The 18,570-nt window shown below is 50.2% G+C and carries 17 protein-coding genes and 1 other RNA gene; 7 read left to right on the plus strand and 11 right to left on the minus strand.

The genetic code is table 11. The annotated features are described in order from the left end of the window. Window positions 1-20 precede the first annotated feature (20 nt). Window positions 21-2,435 (minus strand): bifunctional diguanylate cyclase/phosphodiesterase, encoded by a 2,415-nt coding sequence (locus ACFSUF_RS16290; RefSeq protein WP_377604334.1) that lies wholly within the window; start codon window positions 2,433-2,435, stop codon window positions 21-23. 133 nt (window positions 2,436-2,568) lie between these two features. Between ACFSUF_RS16290 and lepB the strand changes: the two genes are divergently transcribed. After that, window positions 2,569-3,123 carry a signal peptidase I gene (lepB, locus tag ACFSUF_RS16295; RefSeq protein WP_377604336.1) on the plus strand — a complete coding sequence of 185 codons (555 nt, stop codon included), beginning with the start codon at window positions 2,569-2,571 and terminating at the stop codon, window positions 3,121-3,123. A 240-nt stretch (window positions 3,124-3,363) separates the two neighbouring features. Here lepB and msrA read toward each other — a convergent pair whose 3' ends face one another. Next, window positions 3,364-4,020, minus strand: a complete 657-nt coding sequence (gene msrA, locus ACFSUF_RS16300) for a peptide-methionine (S)-S-oxide reductase MsrA (protein WP_377604338.1) — start codon at window positions 4,018-4,020, stop codon at window positions 3,364-3,366. Window positions 4,021-4,127: 107 nt separating this feature from the next. Here msrA and ACFSUF_RS16305 point away from each other — a divergent pair, with 107 nt between their 5' ends. The 3 genes from ACFSUF_RS16305 (at window position 4,128) to ACFSUF_RS16315 (ending at window position 7,396) form a co-directional block, all read left to right on the plus strand. Further along, on the plus strand, window positions 4,128-4,325 hold the full coding sequence (locus tag ACFSUF_RS16305; RefSeq protein ID WP_377604340.1) for a hypothetical protein: 198 nt from the start codon (window positions 4,128-4,130) through the stop codon (window positions 4,323-4,325). A 216-nt stretch (window positions 4,326-4,541) separates the two neighbouring features. Continuing rightward, on the plus strand, window positions 4,542-5,870 hold the full coding sequence (locus tag ACFSUF_RS16310) for a glycosyl hydrolase family 18 protein (RefSeq protein ID WP_377604342.1): 1,329 nt from the start codon (window positions 4,542-4,544) through the stop codon (window positions 5,868-5,870). Between the two features lie 353 nt (window positions 5,871-6,223). Continuing rightward, a complete protein-coding gene (locus ACFSUF_RS16315; protein ID WP_377604344.1) occupies window positions 6,224-7,396 on the plus strand; it encodes an MFS transporter in 1,173 nt (390 codons plus the stop codon). A gap of 122 nt (window positions 7,397-7,518) precedes the next feature. Here ACFSUF_RS16315 and ACFSUF_RS16320 read toward each other — a convergent pair whose 3' ends face one another. Then, window positions 7,519-7,746 (minus strand): DNA-binding protein, encoded by a 228-nt coding sequence (locus ACFSUF_RS16320; protein WP_377604346.1) that lies wholly within the window; start codon window positions 7,744-7,746, stop codon window positions 7,519-7,521. Window positions 7,747-7,955: 209 nt separating this feature from the next. Here ACFSUF_RS16320 and ACFSUF_RS16325 point away from each other — a divergent pair, with 209 nt between their 5' ends. Both ACFSUF_RS16325 and ACFSUF_RS16330 read left to right on the plus strand, forming a co-directional pair. Continuing rightward, window positions 7,956-8,606, plus strand: a complete 651-nt coding sequence (locus tag ACFSUF_RS16325) for an SGNH/GDSL hydrolase family protein (RefSeq protein WP_377604348.1) — start codon at window positions 7,956-7,958, stop codon at window positions 8,604-8,606. Between the two features lie 333 nt (window positions 8,607-8,939). Beyond that, window positions 8,940-9,356: a CHRD domain-containing protein gene (locus tag ACFSUF_RS16330; protein WP_377604350.1), complete on the plus strand. Its 417-nt coding sequence runs from the start codon at window positions 8,940-8,942 to the stop codon at window positions 9,354-9,356. 60 nt (window positions 9,357-9,416) lie between these two features. Here the strand turns inward: ACFSUF_RS16330 and gndA are convergent, their stop codons facing one another. From gndA to ACFSUF_RS16345, 3 genes are all read right to left on the minus strand, one after another. Further along, entirely contained in the window at window positions 9,417-10,835 is a 1,419-nt protein-coding gene (gndA, locus tag ACFSUF_RS16335; protein WP_377604352.1) for an NADP-dependent phosphogluconate dehydrogenase, read from the minus strand. An 18-nt stretch (window positions 10,836-10,853) separates the two neighbouring features. Beyond that, entirely contained in the window at window positions 10,854-12,197 is a 1,344-nt protein-coding gene (locus ACFSUF_RS16340) for a glucose-6-phosphate isomerase (RefSeq protein ID WP_377604354.1), read from the minus strand. A gap of 233 nt (window positions 12,198-12,430) precedes the next feature. Continuing rightward, a complete protein-coding gene (locus ACFSUF_RS16345) occupies window positions 12,431-12,865 on the minus strand; it encodes an organic hydroperoxide resistance protein (RefSeq protein ID WP_377604356.1) in 435 nt (144 codons plus the stop codon). Between the two features lie 250 nt (window positions 12,866-13,115). Between ACFSUF_RS16345 and ACFSUF_RS16350 the strand changes: the two genes are divergently transcribed. Continuing rightward, window positions 13,116-13,499, plus strand: coding sequence for a hypothetical protein (locus ACFSUF_RS16350; RefSeq protein ID WP_377604359.1), 384 nt, complete (start codon window positions 13,116-13,118; stop codon window positions 13,497-13,499). 21 nt (window positions 13,500-13,520) lie between these two features. On the opposite strand, the gene ssrA is transcribed toward ACFSUF_RS16350, so the two are convergent. From ssrA to secG, 5 genes are all read right to left on the minus strand, one after another. Continuing rightward, window positions 13,521-13,883, minus strand: a transfer-messenger RNA (tmRNA) gene (gene ssrA / locus ACFSUF_RS16355). Window positions 13,884-14,047: 164 nt separating this feature from the next. Next, the gene (gene smpB, locus ACFSUF_RS16360) at window positions 14,048-14,527 is read right to left on the minus strand and encodes an SsrA-binding protein SmpB (RefSeq protein ID WP_377604361.1); all 480 of its coding nucleotides are present in this window, start codon (window positions 14,525-14,527) and stop codon (window positions 14,048-14,050) included. Between the two features lie 172 nt (window positions 14,528-14,699). Further along, on the minus strand, window positions 14,700-17,204 hold the full coding sequence (gene rnr, locus ACFSUF_RS16365; RefSeq protein ID WP_377604363.1) for a ribonuclease R: 2,505 nt from the start codon (window positions 17,202-17,204) through the stop codon (window positions 14,700-14,702). Window positions 17,205-17,290: 86 nt separating this feature from the next. Then, complete coding sequence (locus ACFSUF_RS16370; protein WP_377604365.1) at window positions 17,291-18,076, minus strand: alpha/beta hydrolase; 786 nt, start codon at window positions 18,074-18,076, stop codon at window positions 17,291-17,293. A 126-nt stretch (window positions 18,077-18,202) separates the two neighbouring features. Further along, window positions 18,203-18,436, minus strand: coding sequence for a preprotein translocase subunit SecG (secG, locus tag ACFSUF_RS16375; protein WP_377604367.1), 234 nt, complete (start codon window positions 18,434-18,436; stop codon window positions 18,203-18,205). Between the last annotated feature and the right edge of the window lie 134 nt (window positions 18,437-18,570).

An 18,570-nucleotide genomic window follows, 5' to 3' on the forward strand; every position in this document is an offset into this window, starting at 1 on the left:
TCAGTGCCCTTCCGATTTCCTTACACCCTCGCTCCTCCAACCAGACTGCGTGCGAATTCCTCCGCCGGCATCGGCCTGCTCACCAGGTACCCCTGGATCATGTCGCAATCGTACTTTTCCAGCAGCCTCCGCTGTTCCTGCGTCTCCACACCTTCCGCCACCACCGTCACTCCTAAGCGGTGCGCCATGTCCATGATCGCGGATACAATCACGCGGCTTCGCTTGTTATCCGTCAAAGGATCGATCAAGGACTTGTCGATTTTCACCAGATGGATCGGCAGCTGGCACAGATATTTCATGGAAGAGTATCCTTCACCGAAATCATCGATGGAAACTGTAAATCCGCACTGCTGCAACTCCGTCAAAATGTCGATGACATCGTTGAAATTCGTAATCGCGAAGCTTTCCGTAACTTCGAACTCGAACCCGGACGGGTCGACGCCCTCCTCCCGGAAAATCTGCATCGTCCGCTCGACAAAGTTCGGCTGCAGCAGCTGCACGCCGGAAGTGTTCACCGCAACCGTCAGCGGAAACTCCTGCTCTTTCCCGGATACTCCGTCCCATCCCTCCTGCTGCAGCTGCATTTGCTCCTGCCAGGAACGGTAATGGCGGCAAGCTGTCCGCATGATCCACTCCCCCAGCTCATTAATGAGCCCCGTGGATTCGGCGATCGGAATAAATTCAGCCGGTGACACTGAGCCCAGCTCCGGATTATTCCATCGAAGCAGCGCCTCCACCCCGGTCATCCGGTCGGATTCCAAATTCCATTTCGGCTGATAATGCAGCTGCAGCTCGTCATTTTTACGCGCTGTCCTCAAGGCGGATTCCAGCAGCAAGCGCCTCGTACGCCGCGACTCTACCTCTTCGCTGTACCAGCGGTGACCGGCTTTCCCCGCTTCCTTCGTGCCCAGCATGGCTGCATCCGAGCGATGCAGCAGGCTTTCCGTATCGGTGCCGTGATCCGGATAGCAGCTGATCCCGATGCTCGCTGAAACCGAGACGTTCTGTCCCTGCAGGCGGAACGGCTGGTTCAACTGCTTCTGTATCTCCCCGGCCAGCTCCTCGACTCCGCCCTCTTCCGTGTAAAACTCGGAAATAATGCAGAATTCATCGCCTCCCAGCCTGCACACAAACCGCTCTTCCCCTGCGCAGGCTTTGATCCGTTTGGCCGCTTCTTTCAGCAGCCGGTCCCCCGCATCATGTCCCATCGTATCGTTCACGATTTTGAAATGATCCAGATCGATAAACAGGACGGCAAACCGCGATCCTTCAGGACATTCCGCAATATGCTTCTCCAGTGCCCCAAAGAAGGATTTGCGGTTCGCCAGCCCGGTCATCACATCATGATTAGCCTGGTAAGAAATCGCCTGCTGCGATAAATCCAGTGAGGTCATCATACTGTTAAAGGTGCTCTCCAGCTGGGTCACTTCGTCGTTTCCGGTTACTTTCATGCGGAGATGGAACTCTTTTTGCCGGTCGATATACCTCATGCCCTCGATTGCTTCATTCAGCCTGCGGAACACGATCCGTTTCAACACAAAGCTGACAAGCAGAAAGAAGGAGAGTCCCGATACCGCAAAGAAGGCAAGATAAAAGCGCAGATTCTCCTGTGCCTGTATCGAAAAATCTCTGGGCTGTGCGAAGCTTAACAGGAGCGCAGGCTTCTCGTTAATGTCCCCGACCATGCCGTAAGAAGTAATGGTAGCGGTGTCCGCCGCAGACCAGTACCGCAGCCAGCTTTGGCCAAGCAGGAGCATGGAAGCGCCGCCCGGAAGCCGGAAAGAATCCCCAAGCGTGCTGTATTCCAGCGTCATGTCCGATTTCTCTGACAGCCACCTGACGAACTCGTTATCCACCCTTCTGGCAAAAACAAGCGTCCCCCGAACCGGCCCTTCTTTGTAGCTTGTTACGATGGGGTAAGAAGAAACGATATAAGGGTATCCTTTTGCAACGACAATACCGAGCCTGTGGGCATCCGGGTCCCTGTGCTTTATATAAAACGAATTATAGGCAGTCAGCGCCCGGATTAAATCCGCCGGGTAAGCAAGTCTCTCATTCCTCGCAAAGTCAAACGCCTTGGCCCAGTACACCTCACTTTTCTGGTCAAATACAAGGACCGCGTTCAGCCGCATCGAGTCAAGGAAGGTATCCGGATAGGTCCGGTTGGCGTATGCCGTAACTGCCGAAGGGATTTTGGGCTGCGTAAGCATCCGGTATGTTTCATCGCGGGCGGAGTAATTCATGGTTAAGGCCCCGAGATTGTTATATTCGTCAAAAAAAGAAAGCATCACCCGTCTCATGCCTTCTTTAGAGTAGTCGCCCTCCATCTTTTTGTAATTGTTCAAAATCATCCGCTCAGAGAGGAGGTACAGAATCGATAATATAACAACCGTAGTCAGCCCTACATAGATCAAAATTTTCGTATGCATCTTCATTGTAGGACAAATCTCCTTACACTATAGTTCGTGACTCCTATTATTCGACGGATTTTTTACAAATCCTGCATAAGTTTTCTGCGGGCGCCAGACATGCTAAAATAAGAAGGTAGATGAAGGAGGTCATAGGCAGATGAAGCTGTGGCAAGAAATTCGAAGTTGGATCGGTTCGATCGGCTTGGCTTTCGTGTTGGTGCTGATTATCGGCATCTTTGTGTTTCAACCGTTTAAAGTTTCCGGGCATTCGATGGACCCGACTTTGCATGATAAAGAACGGATCTACGTTTCCAAAATATCCAACACCCTCTCCTATCTTCCGGCCTATGGCGATATCGTAGTGATCGACAGCCGGGTAGACCGCGGCAGAACGTGGGAGGACCGCATTGCGGAGCATCCTTTAATCGCGTTGTTGACGGGGCGGAAGGAAGAAGATATTTTTTATGTCAAAAGATTGATCGGCAAGCCGGGCGACGTACTGGAACTGAAGGAACAGCAAATGTACCGCAATGGCGAGCTTTTGAAAGAAGCTTATATTAAAGAGCCGATGATGGCCGTGTCTTATCAGAAATGGGTGGTACCGGAAGGGCATGTCTTCGTCATGGGGGACAACCGCAATAACAGCCTGGATAGCCGCGCCATCGGGTTTATACCGATCGACCACGTGCTGGGCGTGAAGAAGTTTCCTTGAGAGTAAAGTATAAAGGCTGTCCATAAGGTAGATCGTACCTTGGCGGACAGCCTTTTTTGTTTTTTGTGGGCTATGGGTCCCGGCGTGAATCTGTTTGATTTTTTCGAATAATCGTAACAATGGGACAATGTATTAGATTTTTCATGAGCATTTGTATTCGATATTTCGTATAGATTTGCAGAATATACGACTTTAGTCGAGTTTATATACGAAATCATACAGAGTAGGCGGCGCTGTAGTCTACCATCGGATTTGCCTGATGGTATGCAGCATCTTTTCCTTACTGGAGGAATCTGCCTGCCAGTGTGCGATTTCCTGCTCAATTCGTGCCCGGTTCGTATATCCTTTGGCTAACCCGTTCAAGCGTGCGGCCAGCGTAGAGTTGTGCAGGTCATCCAAATTCGGGTATAGGCTGCTCAATTTGGCGATCGCGTCGGGGTAACGTTTCAAGTAATATTTTTGGTGCCGCTCCTCTGCAGGGTAGAAGCCATGAAACGGTGCGATCTCCGTTTCTTCCTCCCGGGCCCGCCCTAAACCTCCAATCTGTGCGCGTTCAGCTGCTGCCTGCCGGATAGCCTCTTGCTGAGCGGAATCCCGGAACAGCAGGATCGACCAGTACTGCCGCCCTTTGTAGCCGTTAATATTAGCCGGGTTATGGTTTGTCCAGAACACATCTAGCAAGGCGGCAAGCGTGATTTGTGCAGGATCAAATTGAACTTCAACCGTTTCCGAATGGTCCCCCATCTCCCGGTATGTCGGATCAGGTGTAGTCCCGCCGGCATAGCCGGTTCGGGTGCGGATCACTCCCGGTAAATGCCCAAACAGCGCCTCCGGGCCCCAGAAGCAGCCCATGCCGAGCGTTAGCGATTCAATGTCCGATTGATTTGCAGCAGGCATTTCATGGTCACCTCCGTTATATGACTATGCTAGAGTCTTTTCTTTCTATTTTATGATAACCTTGTCTCAAAACCTAACCGTTACTATAAGCTGAAAGGAGCCTCGTCATGCGTTGGAAGGTCCTTAAAGTAAACGGCCGCTTTCTCGTTTGCCGCAAAACATGGCACTCTCCCGAGTGGATGGGCATTGACAAGAAGGACATCCGGCAGATCGAAACCAATAATGGCCGCAAGATAACAGTAGAGGTGTTTGCCGAGTGCGGAACCCGGGAGCTGGCGGACAGGCTTTTACGTCTCTGCAGTTGAGTGAATTACAGTCTAATGTGTATGTCAATAATATTACCAGCCAGCTCCTGAACTAGAGCCCCTGCAACTTGTGCAGAGGCTCTTTTTCATGTTAGTTAGCAGGTCCTCAAATAATGGATTTGAAACTGCAGAGGAAGATTTTTGAATAACGCTACAACCCCTTGTACAAAATAACCTCGTTCAATAGTTACTGGATACATAGGAGGAATAAAATTGTTGAAAAAAGGGTTACTCTCTCTCGGTTTCGCCGTCTTTATGCTCTGTTTCCCTCTGGCCGCGCACGCCCAAGTGATTCATGAGGTGCAGTCCGGCGACAGCTTGAGCAGCATTTCCAAGCAGTATGGAGTCAAATCGCAAACGCTCGCCAAGCTGAACGGATTAGCGAAAAACAGCGGCCTCGTCCTCGGACAAGCACTTTTGCTGCCTGGAACCACCTATATTGTGCAAAACGGCGAAAGCTTATGGGAAATTGCCAAGCGGCATGCGATCACGGAGGCCTCCTTGAAGAAGGCGAACCGCCTGCCAAGCTCCGCCATTAGAAAGGGCCAAAAGCTGTACATTCCGCATCCTCCGAAAACGATGATTTGGAACGGCGCATATTTCGTGCCGAAAGACCAGTACTTTAACGAGTGGATCTTAGGCAACTACCGCAAAACATTGTCAGCTGCTTTCGTGTTTGAATATCCTGCAAATTACGACGGCAGCCTGACTCCCCTGGCAACAGAAAACAAAGCCATTACGGAAGCATGGAAAAAGGGCATTCCTCCGTATGCAACGGTAACGAATATCAGTTCCAAAGGATTTGACCCTGCTTTGGCCCACCATCTGATGGCTAATACTGCGCGGCGAAAAGCGTTTATCAACAACATCTATTCGCTGCTGCATGCCAAGAATTATAAGGGTGTTGTCATTGACTTTGAACAGGTATGGCCTAAGGACCGCCACTGGCTGAATTTGTTTATGAAAGAACTTGGAGCTAGGGTGCATCCGGCAGGAATGCAGGTGCTGATCGCAGTCCCTCCGAAAGAAGGAGATAAGGTCCCTTCACACTCCGCTGCCTATGATTACAAGTCGCTGGGGAAATCCGTGGACAAATTGTTCCTGATGACGTACGACTGGCACTGGCCGGGCGGCCCGTCGGGCCCTATCGCCCCAATTAACCGGGTAAGGGCAACGATCCGCTATGCGCTTACTGTAGCGCCCAAGTCCAAGATTATGCTGGGCATCCCGCAGTACGCCTACGATTGGGATCTGTCAGGAAGCAGCCGCCAAGGCAAAGCCTATTCGGCTCAGCGCGCCGTTGATCTGTATACGGGCTACCGGAGCCAGATCCGGTACGACGAACAGGCGGCCGCACCTTCCTTCCGCTATGTTGACAAAGACGGCTCCCAGCATGAAGTATGGTTCGAAGACCCTCGCAGCCTGATGGCCAAATTTCATCTGGTCAAAGAGTTCGGACTGTACGGAATCGGAGCCTGGCATCTAGGCCTGACTATGCCGCAGACAGAGCGGATCTTGATGGATGAGTTTATCATCAAACGGTAACGCATGACAACCATAAGGGCCTTCCGCCGAACGGCGGAGGGTCTTTCTCATTTGGCCAGTTGCAGCTCAGCAAGCTGCTAACACTAAGCCTCCCGGTCGACACTATCGCGAGAAACATTCCGGGTCCGGTGAAACCATCCACTTGGTCACGTGAGACCGGGTGATGGGTTATTCACGAAATCTAGCGGTCATCATGGCTTAGCATCGGCTCCCACGCCAAGAGTGTTGACATTTAGATACCCTAATGTTAGGATAAATATGTCCTACAATTAGAATATCTATAATTATTACAAAAGGATTGATAGGAAGTAAACCTGCTTTGCATTAGGGATCACACTCAAGGGGGAACACATGTGAAAACGAAACAAGAAGGCCAAAGAGGATATTGGTCCAAAGACTATTTGTTAACATGTTTAGGCGCGATGCTTTTTTATTTAGGATTTCAAATGATCTTACTGGCCATGCCGATACACCTTACCCAAAGCGGTATTGGTAATATTTACGTTGGTGTTATTACGGGGGTTATTACCATAATAGCAGTTCTGATACGGCCTTTTGCCGGGTATGCCCTTGCCGTGATGAGCAGGCGGCTCATCGTCATTTTTGGGTCAGCGCTTTTTGCTCTTGCAGCATTCGGCTACACCGTATCGGTTAATCTCAACTGGATCATGTTGGTCAGCGTACTGCTTGGGATCGGTTGGGGGATTATGACAGTTACGTTCGGTACGATTGTCGCCGATTTAATCCCAGCCGAACTTCAAGGACGAGGGATAGGAACTTATATCGTTTTTACATTAATCAGTCTGTCATTAGGTCCAGTTACAGGCCAGTGGCTGATTCTGGAATATGGCTCATATACACTTTTTATTACTGCCATGATAGTGGTTCTCTCATCCCTGATACTGACGCAATGGATCACCTATAAGCGGGGATCGCGCAGCACCGGTCAAAAAACAACCATCGGATCTGCATTGTTCGAACGTTCGTCTCTTTTTCCAGCATTATTAATGTTATTATTCTCCATCAGCTATGGCGGAATTTTGTCCTTTATCAGCCTGTTCGGTCAAGAGCTGAATATAAGCAATATCGGTTGGTTCTTCTTGTTAAACAATATCGCTGCCATCTTGGTCCGGCCCATCACAGGGAAACTGTTCGATACGAAAGGGCATTCTTCGATTCTGATACCAGCTATTGTTATAGGGATCGCTTCGATCTTGGTGTTGTCTTTCTCGACCGGAGTCGCAGGCATGATTATAGCTGCCGTATTATACGGGATTTCTTTTGGAGCTATACAGCCTACCGTTATGGCATGGACGCTTCAAAGGGCAGCTCCGGAAAAACGAGGCGCCGCGAACAGCATGTTTTTAATGGGAGTCGATGTCGGCATTACGATCGGTGCATTCTTACTAGGTCTAGTCGCCAACGCGACCGGATTTGCTGTCATGTATCGCTGGTCCGCGATCCTTTTGGTTGCGTTTTTAGTCATCTATGTAATTGGTTTAAGAAAAACGAAATCCACCATTTAAGCAAAAAGGGCTTTCCTCCAATATCACGGCGGAAAGCCCTTTTTCAACGGAGGACATTTTCTGTTGTGCGCATGCCAAAAAAGCACCGATCGCCAGCGACCCGTGCTTCTACCCGACACAACTTAGCTGCCCTCTACAATAAGATCGATTTCGCTTTTTAGCAGCAAATACCGATGAACGCTTCTCGTAATCGGCACTTTGGTCAGCTTGTGCTTATCAACATATTCTTTCATGCGGTCTTTAGTCAAGCCCAGCGATAGGCCCGCTTCTGTGACGGTCAATACAATTTCATTGCTTGTCGCATTGAATGTTTTCTTTACTTTCAGGTTCCAGTCATTAAACCTTTGCATGTATGGCAACCCTTCTGGTTCCTATTCGATCGGAACTTCTTCATTATATCATGAATATCCCGTTTTCCCTAGAAATAACCCCCTTGGCTAGATCCTGTTCAGATTTCATGTAACTCCCATGCCCGCCGGAGTCCACACAACCTGTACCTTACCGTAATACAATACCTTATACGGCCTCCAGGCAGAATGACAATGTAAGGGTTGGTGATATGCTGATGATCTACACGGCACTCGGAGATTCGATTACGTTTGGCGAAAATGCTTCTGCCTGGAAAAAGGCTTATCCACAAGCAGCTGTATCTATGTTGAATTCGGAATCGCGAAAGGCTCACGGTCTGGTGCTGGCCCGGCGGGGTTGGAGCAGCTACGACCTGTTGGATGCAGTCATTTGGAAAGGGTCTCCTGTCCTCGGCCGCTCCTCGGTAGTCACCGTATGGATTGGAGGCATAGACCTGGTCAACGCCGCCCTTACCCTGGCTAGAAGCAAGCAGTCACAGGCTGCAGCCGGTGCAATAAACAGCTACAAGCGCAATCTGGGCGCCATTTTGACTCACATCCGCAAAGAAAGCCGTGCCCGGATCGTCTGCTGCACCCAGTATAATCCTTTTCCCAACAGTCCCGTCGCAGCGGAATCGATAGCCCGCCTCAACGGGGTAGTCCACGAGGTTTCCCATCAATTCGGTGCAGCTGTCGCGCCCTCTCATGCATGGTTTGAAGGAAAGCAGGCCGACTTGATTTACGGCTACCGGACCGGCAAAATCGAATATGCTCTGAGCGGCTCCTACCCTATCCATCCAAACGACCGCGGGCATCAGGTCATTGCGCGCGGGTTGGTGCCTTATTTGGCGGCTCGAAGATAGAGATATATTTACAAAAGCACCCTCCCGGGTGCTTTGTCGCGGGCAGCCTCTACTCAGGAAAGCTCCAACCTTCCGAGCTGAACCGTACTTACGGGTATTTCGAGCATCTGCTGCGTGCTCCTTCCAGTCCTATGAACCGTACACGTTGGGATACGTTTTTGTATTGATCCCGGTTTCGAAGCTAAGCACCGGTTCATTTGGATCGGTGCTTTTTGAGCTTAACCCGTTTGTACGGTTTCGATGTTTCACAGAAAAATCCATCCATCACAAGACAAGTGAACAAACCCCTCCCTCCCACACGGAATAAACTACAGCATCAACAAATGAGGGGTGATGGATATCAAAACGTTCAAGGCTTTCCTAAGAGGAAGAAACGAAGTACCTCCTGTAAGGACAATTGCTACAGGAAATGCTGTTATTCAGCTAAACAGAAGTGGTAATAGGCTGTTATTTAGGCTAGTCATCCAAAATATTACCCGAGTAACTCAAGCCCATATTCATCTTGGACGAAGAGGTGAGAACGGCCCTATAGTCGCCTTCCTTTTCGGGCCATCGAAATTTGGCATTTCCGTAAGACGAGGAGTTATCCGGGGGACCTTGACTCGTAATGATTTAGTCGGCCCTCTTAGCGGAATGACGATCCGTGATCTAGTTCGTGAAATTGAAAGTGGCAACGCCTATGTCAATGTGCACACTATACAAAATCCAAATGGAGAAATACGCGGCCAGCTCATTCGTAATAGAACATGAATAGTACAAAAAAGCACTGATCCAGAGGATCAGTGCTTTTGTTTTAGTTCCACATCATGTTCAATTCGAAGCGTCCATCCATTGGAAATGGAATGTACCTTCTTTGTCTAGACGTTGAAACGTATGCGCCCCAAAATAATCACGTTGCGCCTGCAGCAGATTCGCCGGCAGTCTCTCCGAACGGTAGCTGTCATAATAAGCGAGCGCCGAAGCGAAGGCAGGAACCGGAATTCCGCTTTTCACAGCTAGAGCAATAACCTCTCTCCAAGCATCCTGGTAATTCTCCATGACCCCGCCAAAATATTCATCCAACAGCAGGTTTTTCAGTTCCGGATTGCGGTCATATGCATCCTTGATATTTTGAAGGAAGCCTGCGCGGATGATACAGCCGCCGCGGAAAATCATCGCAATGCTGCCATACTCGAGGTTCCAGTTATATTCTTCGGACGCGGCTCTCATTTGGGCAAAGCCCTGCGCATAGGAAACGATCTTGCTTGCAAAAAGCGCTCTGCGAACGGATTCAACGAATTCCTTCTTATCGCCGTCAAAGTTCGCTTGTGCAGGCCCTTTTAAAAGCTTGCTTGCCGCTTTACGCTCTTCCTTCATCGCGGAAATAAAGCGGGCGAATACAGATTCCGTAATGATCGGCAGGGGAACGCCCAGATCCAGCGCGCTTTGGCTTGTCCATTTACCGGTTCCCTTCTGCCCTGCCGCATCCAGGATCACATCCACCATAGGTTTGCCCGTTTCCGGATCGGTTTTGGAAAAAATATCGGCTGTAATTTCGATCAGGTAGCTGTCCAGCTCACCTTTGTTCCACTCGCTGAAAATCTCGTGAAGTTCTTCCGCCGATGCGCCCAGCACGTCTTTCAAAAGCTGATACGCTTCCCCGATCAGCTGCATGTCGCCGTACTCAATGCCGTTATGCACCATTTTCACATAATGCCCGGCGCCTTCGGGTCCGATGTACGTGGAACAAGCGTCGCCGTTTACTTTTGCGGAAATCGCAGTCAGGATGGGCTCAACAAGTTCATATGCGTCCTTCTGCCCGCCCGGCATAATGGCAGGACCGTTCAGCGCACCCTCTTCTCCGCCGGAAACCCCTGCTCCGATAAAGCGGAAGCCTTTGGCCTGCAGTTCTTTATTTCTTCTCTGAGTGTCCGGGAAAAACGCATTACCTCCGTCAATCAGAATATCGCCTTCATCCAGGTAAGGAACAAGCTGGTTGATGGTATCGTCCGTTGGCTGGCCTGCTTTTACCATGATCAGAATTTTGCGGGGTGTCTCCAGCGACTGCACGAATTCTTCAACACTGAAGGTGCCAACCAGATTTTTACCCTGAGACTCTGCAACAAGTTCGTTCGTTTTCTCAGGAGTGCGGTTAAAAACGGAAACTGAGAACCCTTTGCTTTCTATGTTAAGTGCCAAATTCTTTCCCATGACAGCGAGACCGACCACGCCAATTTGCTGTTTATTCATGTTTCATGTCCCCTTTTATTAGTTTTCTGCGGATAAGCGTTTGAGAAGATTTTCCTGTTGCGCTTCGAAACCGGGTTTGCCAAGCAGTGCGAACATATTGGTTTTGTACGCCTCGACACCCGGCTGATCAAACGGATTCACGCCAAGAAGCAGCCCGCTGATCCCGCATGCCTTTTCGAAAAAGTACACCATTTCTCCGTAAGTGTATTCCGTAAGCTCGTCCAGCTCGACGATCAGGTTAGGTACTCCACCGTCAACGTGGGCCAGCCGTGTGCCTTCGGCCGCTTTTTTGTTCACCTCGTCCATCGTCATGCCTGCCAAGAAATTTAGGCCGTCCAGGTTGCCCTTATCTTCCTGTATGGCCAGCTCGACCTTCGGTTTTTGCACGGACAACACCGTCTCGATCAGATCTCGGCGTCCTTCCTGGATGTACTGTCCCATCGAATGCAGATCAGTTGTAAAATCTACGGATGCCGGATATATGCCCTTCTGGTCTTTACCTTCGCTCTCGCCGAACAGCTGTTTCCACCATTCGGAGACGTAATGCAGCGACGGTTCATAATTCACCAGCAACTCAATGGTTTTGCCTTTGCGGTAGAGTGCATTGCGGACAGCCGCGTACTGATAGCTCTCATTGGAAGCAAGGTCGGGATTGTTGTATTTTTTGGCTGCGGCGGCGGCGCCGGCCATCATCTGATCGATATCAAGTCCTGCAGCTGCGATCGGGAGAAGCCCCACGGCAGTTAATACGGAATATCGGCCGCCAACATCGTCCGGAATTACGAAGGTTTCATACCCTTCCTCATCGGCAAGCTTCTTCAAAGCGCCCTTAGATGCGTCGGTTGTAGCAAAGATGCGCTTTTTCGCTTCCTCTTTGCCGTATTTCTTTTCCATATGTTCTTTCAAAATGCGGAACGCGACAGCCGGTTCTGTTGTAGTCCCGGACTTGGAAATGACATTGAGGGAAATCTCTTTGCCCTCCAGCAGTTCCAGCAGATGAGTCATGTAGGTGGAGCTGATGTTCTGCCCCGCAAAATATACTTGTGTGTTGCCGCTCATCTGATTATGGAATGTATGGGATAACGCTTCGATGGCGGATCTCGCGCCGAGGTAGGAACCCCCGATGCCGATAACTACTAAAGCATCAGAATGGCTGCGGATCCGTTCGGCGGCTTGCTTGATCCGTTCAAACTCATCACGGTCATATTGAAGGGGTAGATCCACCCAGCCGAGGTAATCGGATCCCGGACCCTCCTTCTCATGAAGCATATGGTGAGCCGCGTTTACGAACTTATCGAAGTAATCCACTTCATGCTGCTGCAGAAAGGGTAATGCGCTGGAATAACTAAATTTGATAGCCATGTAGGTCTGTCTCCTTTTCAATACAATGGATGAAAATCTCTTGATGTTGCCATGTGCACATAGCGGTTTCGAATAGCAAGCTTTGTTTCACTTTCCTGAATCCACTATATTACAAAAAGAAGCTATACAAGTAATAAATATATTTTACGTCATCCATAGATCACATCTATGGGGCGGCGATCTGTAGCGACACAAAAAAACCGGCATCCTAAGATGCCGGCTCTGATATGGTTTTAGAAAGAAACATATTGCTTTCCTACAGCCTGAATCGTTACGTCGATGTTGCCGCGTGTAGCTCTGGAATAAGGGCAAACTTGATGGGCCGCTTGAGCCAGCTTTTCTGTTTCTTCAAACTCCAGATCCGGAATGTAGACATTCAGTTCCACCCCTAGTTTGAAGGCCTCCCCGTCTTTGTACAGAGATACTTGCGCTGTAACCGCGGCTCCCTCAGTTGTTACCTTCTGGCGGCGTGCCACCAGTGCAAGCGCACTTTCGAAGCAGGCAGCATATCCCGCAGCGAATAACTGCTCAGGGTTCGTCCCCTCGCCTCCTGCTCCTCCCAGTTCCTTAGGCATATCTAACGACACATTCAGCCTTCCATCGTCGGTTACCGCTTGCCCTTCTCTTCCGCCCTGTGCTGTTGCAGTAGCTGTGTATAATGCGCTCATGATTACAACCTCCAATTAGTTTTGTTAAATTAATTTGTGTACAACTGATCTGAAGTCATCATATAATAGTCTAAATAAATTATCAACAATTAAATTTTATAAAATCTATATGGTTGCCTTAAAAAAGGTGAATGCCTTTGGTAGCTTAGACGCAACCATAACCGCTTTCTGTGCGCGGATTGAACCCCAAGTGGTTCTCCTCCCCTCTCATACAATGAAAAAAGCACCCTACTGGGTGCATTCCATTGGTATGGAAGCGAGGGGAGTATCGATAATCCTGATTGAACTTGCTGACGATGCTTACTCGCCGATGACTACCTTAGAGGTAGATATCGATGCCGTGCTCCCTTCGCTTCGCTCCAGTCCGCGCGGACTGAACCCCAAGGGGTTCTCCTCCCCTCTCATACTAATGAAAAAAGCACCCTACTGGGTGCTTTTCATTGGTATGGAGGCGAGGGGAGTATCGATAATCCTGATTGAACTGGCTGACGATGCTTACTCGCCGATGACTACCTTAGAGGTAGATATCGATGCCGTGCTCCCTTCGCTTCGCTCCAGTCCGCGCGGACTGAACCCCTTCCTGGGCTTCGCCTCCCCTCGTAGTCCTCTGAATACAAAAAAGCATCGATCCTAAGATCGATGCTTTTTTGTATTTCGATGGAGGCGAGGGGAGTCGAACCCCTGTCCGAAGATATCGCCACACCGGCTTCTACGGGTGTAGTCACAGTTTTGATGTCACCTAGGCTGACGCCCCGTAACCGGCTTCGTCCTAGGTCAGCCTGATTGTCTTCTTCCGGTAGACCCCAGGCGGAGACCTACCGGCGTATCCCACTAAAGTGAGCCCCTATCCAAACACATGGGCGATGTAAGGTAGAAGCTTAACAGTCAGGTTATTAAGCTGCTGCTAAAGTTGTACGTTGGTTGCCATTTAATAGGCTTTAGCGTTGATGAAGCGGACGCGTCCCCACTACCCGCAACCGATGCTCAAACTATCCCCGTCGAATCCAAGAACGCCCCCGGGATGTTGAGCATGAGCCGCATTAATCACGAAACTCATACACAAAAGTACTACAACAACAGTATATCACAGGTCCCTTCATTTCTTCACAAAATGTTAATGGAAACCGAGGTCACCACTGTAACCGGAATATCAACCTAACTCTCACAAGCAACCTGAAAAAATTACCGCGCCACCTTCTGCTTCTCTCGAAGCGCACGCTGGATGTCACGCTGAGCATCTTTCTTTGCCGCCGTCTCACGCTTATCGTAATTCTTCTTCCCTCGGCCCAAACCGACCAGAAGTTTGGCGTACCCGTTGCGCACATAAATCTTCAGTGGCACAATCGTGTAACCTTCCTGTTTCGACAGACCCATGAGTTTGTGAATTTCAACTTTCTTCAGCAGCAGCTTCCGCGCCCGCGTAGGATCTGTCGGATTGTGCCGATTGCCTTGCTCAAACGGACTGATATGCATGTTGTGGATGAACATCTCGCCGTTCCGGATGGTAGCAAAAGCGTCGCTAATGTTCGCCTTGCTCGCCCTTACCGACTTGATTTCCGTCCCTGTCAGCACCATGCCCGCTTCAAACGTGTCTTCGATGAAGTAGTCATGGGAAGCTTTCTTATTCTGGGCCAGTTGTTTGCCGTCATTCTTCTTACCCATGTCCTCACTCCCTTAAACGAAAATTACTCCCGAACCGCCGCCGCATTACAAGGACTTTAACCGTCCCCGCAACCCGCGAATCACCGGCTCAGGAGTAAATTGTATCACCCTCCGCCTGAGGAATCAAGCGGAGAGAATGGCTTTACGCGTTTGGTACTCCGGTTCGCAAGCGCTACTTCTTCTTGCGCTTGCCCGCACGCTTGGCGACGGCCTTCAGCCCGCCGCCGCCGGAGCGGCCCCCGCCGCTGCCGCCAGATCCCGCGGCACCGCCGGCGGCCTTCGCCGCCTTCGCCTTCCTGCGGCGCTCGGCGTAGTAGCTGTTGTCCTTCGTGCCTTCGCCCGAAGGACTCCCGCCTTGCCCTCGTCCGCTTCGCTCGGACGAGGCAGCTCCCCCGCGTCCGCTGCGCGCAGACGCGGCCGAACCCCCGCGCCCGCCGCCCTCCCGGCTGCCGCGGCCATTGCCGCCGCCGCGCCCCTCACGGGCGCCGCGTCCGGTAAACCGCTCGACGATCTTATCCTTCGTCGAGCGGGGCTTCATCTCGGCGAGCTCGAAGTCGATCGTGTGGTCGTCCATGCTGACGCGAGCCACACGAATCTTCACCTCGTCGCCGATGCGGAACATGCGCGACGTGCGTTCGCCGATCAGCGCCAGCTGGTTCTCGTGGAAGTTATAATAGTCGTCCGTCATATCAGCCAGACGAATCAAGCCTTCCACGGTGTTCTCCAGCTCAATAAACATCCCGAAGCCGGTTACGCTGCTGATGATGCCGTCGAATTCCTCGCCGACTTTGTCCAGCATGAACTCGCATTTCTTCAACTGGTCGGTATCCCGCTCCGCATCCACAGCCACACGCTCGCGCTCCGATGACTGCTGGGCGATGTCCTGCATCCGGCCGGTTAAATACTCATGCCTTTTGTCCGACAAATGACCGCCATTATCAAGCACTTCACGGATCACGCGATGAATGACCAAATCCGGGTAACGACGGATCGGAGACGTAAAGTGAGAATAAAACTCTGCCGCCAAACCAAAATGCCCCGTACTCTCCGAATCATACTTCGCTTGTTTCATGGATCTCAACATTACCGTAGAAATAACGGTTTCTTCCTTGGTTCCCTTAATCTCTTCAAGCAAACCCTGCAAAGCCTTAGGATGTACCGAATTGCTTTTTCCCCGCAGATGGTACCCGAAGTTCACGATAAACTCCGCAAAATTCATCAGCTTCTCCTGATCCGGATCCTCATGGATCCTGTACAGGAACGGCACCTTCAGCCAGTGGAAATGCTCCGCTACCGTTTCGTTGGCCGCGAGCATGAACTCCTCGATAATCATCTCGGCAATCGAACGTTCCCGCTTTACGATATCCGTAGGCTTGCCTTCTTCATCAACCAGCACCTTGGACTCCTGAAAATCAAAATCAATCGCCCCGCGGTTCATCCGGCGCTTCCGAAGCTTCATGGCCAGTTCTTCCATCAGTTTGAAATCATCCACGAGACCGGCATACCTGTTCAACAGTTCTTCATCAGCTTCACCCGTTACGATTTTCCGGACATTATTATAGCTCATCCGCTCGGCGGTTTTAATGACACTGGTAAACACTTCATGATTAACGACCTTAAGCGTATCCGGTTCAAATTCCATTTCACAAGATAGCGTCAGCCTGTCCACCTGAGGGTTCAAAGAGCAAATCCCGTTAGACAACCTGTGCGGCAGCATCGGAATTACCCGGTCCACCAAATACACGCTGCAGCCCCGGTTATATGCTTCCTGATCCAACTTGGACCCTTCGCGCACATAATAACCTACATCCGCAATATGTACGCCCAGCTTATAGTTCCCGTTTTCCAGTCGAACCACCTGAACCGCATCGTCCAAGTCCTTGGCATCTTCGCTGTCAATGGTGACGATATTCCGCTCTCCGCGCAAATCACGGCGTCCCTGTTGTACAATCTCTTCCTCGGTAATCGATTCCGGCGCCCGCTCCGCTTCAGCCATGACATCCTCCGGAAAAGCTTCCGGCAAGCCATGCTTACGGATGATGGATAAGATATCGACACCAGGATCATTTTTGTGGCCCAAAATTTCAACGACTTCGCCTTCAGCCGCGGAACGCCCTTCCGGATAGTTCACGATCTTAACTACCACTTTCTGTCCTTCTACAGCGCCTTTCATCGACGGCTGCGGTATGAAAATATCCCTGTTAATCCTCTTATCGTCAGGAAGCACGAAGCCATAGGTTTCATGGTGCTGAAACGTACCTACGATCTGCGTAACTGCCCGCTTGGCAATCGTCACGACTTCCCCTTCCAATTTACCGCCCGATGCGCTCCGGTGCGTAACTTTAACAAGAATGGTATCGCCGTTCATCGCGCTTTTCAGATCGCTGGCATTAATATATACATCCGGATGCTCCCGGTTCTCGGGAATCAGGAAGCCGAAGCCTTTGGCGTGAGCTTGCAGCCTCCCTTTCACCAAACCCATACGCTCCGGAATCCCGTAACGGTCCCCTCGGGAACGAAATACTTTTCCCTCTTCTTCCAATCCGTTTAATGTCTGTACAAGCTCCCTGAATTTCTGGGCGCCCTCTGCGTCAAAATGCTGCGCAATTTCCTGATAAGTCATCGGCTTGTAATCGTCCGACATCATCAATTCGAGCAGCTGCTGCTCTGTTATCATGGTTTGTCACCTCATCCGTTTCCTGAACACATGCCATATGCATTAGTGCGTCTGTCTATTTTGTAATGATGGCAAATATATACTATCTAGTATACACGAAAAAGCTGATTTGCATCCTCCTTGCCCGCCGCCGACTGCAAAAAACCGACAATATCCCGATACACGTTCTCGTGCTCTGAATCATGAAGGATACCGTGAGTGGCATAAGGGTAGTACACCAGCTTCTTGTTTGGGGAAGAAACATTATGATAAATGTAAGAGGCGCTTCGTGGATGCACCACCACATCTTTCATGCCGTGGGCTACCATCAAAGGTGTTTTCACATGGGCTAAAGTGGACTTTACTTGCTGCATCAACTTTTGCAAACTGAATACACAAGGAATGGGCGTAGTCGAATACGTAAACATACGTTCAAAATCATTCGTTTTAGGTCCCTTTTGAAACGAGTTCACCATCTGGTTCACTAACGCTGCAAGCAGAATCCTTGTCCGATTCACAAAAATGGGAGCAGCCAAGGAGATCATACAGTTCACCTTGAACTCTTGAGCCAATTTGAGCCCCAGCAGACCGCCCATGGAGTAACCGACCACGTTTAAGGAATCATATCCCTCTTGTTCCATGGCTAGAAAAGATTCCTTAGCATGTCCCCACCAATCGTTCCATCCGGTCAAGCTCATCTCCTCAGGTGTTTTGCCATGTCCGGGAAGCTGAACTGCATTTACCGTGTAGCCTTCGTCATTCAGAAAATAGCCTAGTTTCCTATGTTCTGCCGGAGAGCCCGTGAACCCGTGAATCAGCAGCACCCCATGACGCTTCCGATCTCCATGGCCATCGAGAAAAAAAGGATCCGGCGTTTTATAAATCCGTTCCATATCTCCATTTCCCCTTTACCGACGATGGTAAAATACCGCATATGCAAAGTATTTAACGCCCCCTGCCGCTTTATAAACAAAAAAAAGAACGGCAGGGGCTTAGTATCCCCTGCCGTTCACGTTTCATTACTTCGTGACGTAAGCCACGATTATGGTAAGTATGAAAAATCCTGCCGCCAATCCCATCGTCAGGCGCTCCAAGAACAATTCCATACCGCGTGCTTTCTGTTTACCGAATAAGTGCTCCGCACCGCCGGAAATCGCACCGGATAGGCCTGCGCTCTTGCCCTTCTGCAGAAGAACGGCTGCAATAAGTCCTAGAGAAAATATGATCAATAACACTCTCAAAAAGATTTCCATGGTTCCACCTCATTCGATTTCCTAGAGCCCAAATTTCAGCACTCTTATTCTATCATAAAGGGATGCCCTTAAGCAATGCCGATAACCTATGAAAAAAGCCCGGGAATGTACTCCCGGGCCTTCTCTATGTGAAT

Source organism: Paenibacillus gansuensis (assembly GCF_042684925.1).
Taxonomy (GTDB): domain Bacteria; phylum Bacillota; class Bacilli; order Paenibacillales; family DY6; genus Paenibacillus_N; species Paenibacillus_N gansuensis.

Bases quoted from the DNA above. Each gene is read 5' to 3' on its own strand.
- ACFSUF_RS16290 (WP_377604334.1), bottom strand. From the start codon at position 2,435: ATGAAGATGCATACGAAAATTTTGATCTATGTAGGGCTGACTACGGTT.
- lepB (WP_377604336.1), top strand. From the start codon at position 2,569: ATGAAGCTGTGGCAAGAAATTCGAAGTTGGATCGGTTCGATCGGCTTG.
- msrA (WP_377604338.1), bottom strand. From the start codon at position 4,020: ATGCCTGCTGCAAATCAATCGGACATTGAATCGCTAACGCTCGGCATG.
- ACFSUF_RS16305 (WP_377604340.1), top strand. From the start codon at position 4,128: ATGCGTTGGAAGGTCCTTAAAGTAAACGGCCGCTTTCTCGTTTGCCGC.
- ACFSUF_RS16320 (WP_377604346.1), bottom strand. From the start codon at position 7,746: ATGCAAAGGTTTAATGACTGGAACCTGAAAGTAAAGAAAACATTCAAT.
- ACFSUF_RS16325 (WP_377604348.1), top strand. From the start codon at position 7,956: ATGCTGATGATCTACACGGCACTCGGAGATTCGATTACGTTTGGCGAA.
- ACFSUF_RS16330 (WP_377604350.1), top strand. From the start codon at position 8,940: ATGGATATCAAAACGTTCAAGGCTTTCCTAAGAGGAAGAAACGAAGTA.
- gndA (WP_377604352.1), bottom strand. From the start codon at position 10,835: ATGAATAAACAGCAAATTGGCGTGGTCGGTCTCGCTGTCATGGGAAAG.
- ACFSUF_RS16340 (WP_377604354.1), bottom strand. From the start codon at position 12,197: ATGGCTATCAAATTTAGTTATTCCAGCGCATTACCCTTTCTGCAGCAG.
- ACFSUF_RS16345 (WP_377604356.1), bottom strand. From the start codon at position 12,865: ATGAGCGCATTATACACAGCTACTGCAACAGCACAGGGCGGAAGAGAA.
- ACFSUF_RS16350 (WP_377604359.1), top strand. From the start codon at position 13,116: ATGGAAGCGAGGGGAGTATCGATAATCCTGATTGAACTTGCTGACGAT.
- smpB (WP_377604361.1), bottom strand. From the start codon at position 14,527: ATGGGTAAGAAGAATGACGGCAAACAACTGGCCCAGAATAAGAAAGCT.
- rnr (WP_377604363.1), bottom strand. From the start codon at position 17,204: ATGATAACAGAGCAGCAGCTGCTCGAATTGATGATGTCGGACGATTAC.
- ACFSUF_RS16370 (WP_377604365.1), bottom strand. From the start codon at position 18,076: ATGGAACGGATTTATAAAACGCCGGATCCTTTTTTTCTCGATGGCCAT.
- secG (WP_377604367.1), bottom strand. From the start codon at position 18,436: ATGGAAATCTTTTTGAGAGTGTTATTGATCATATTTTCTCTAGGACTT.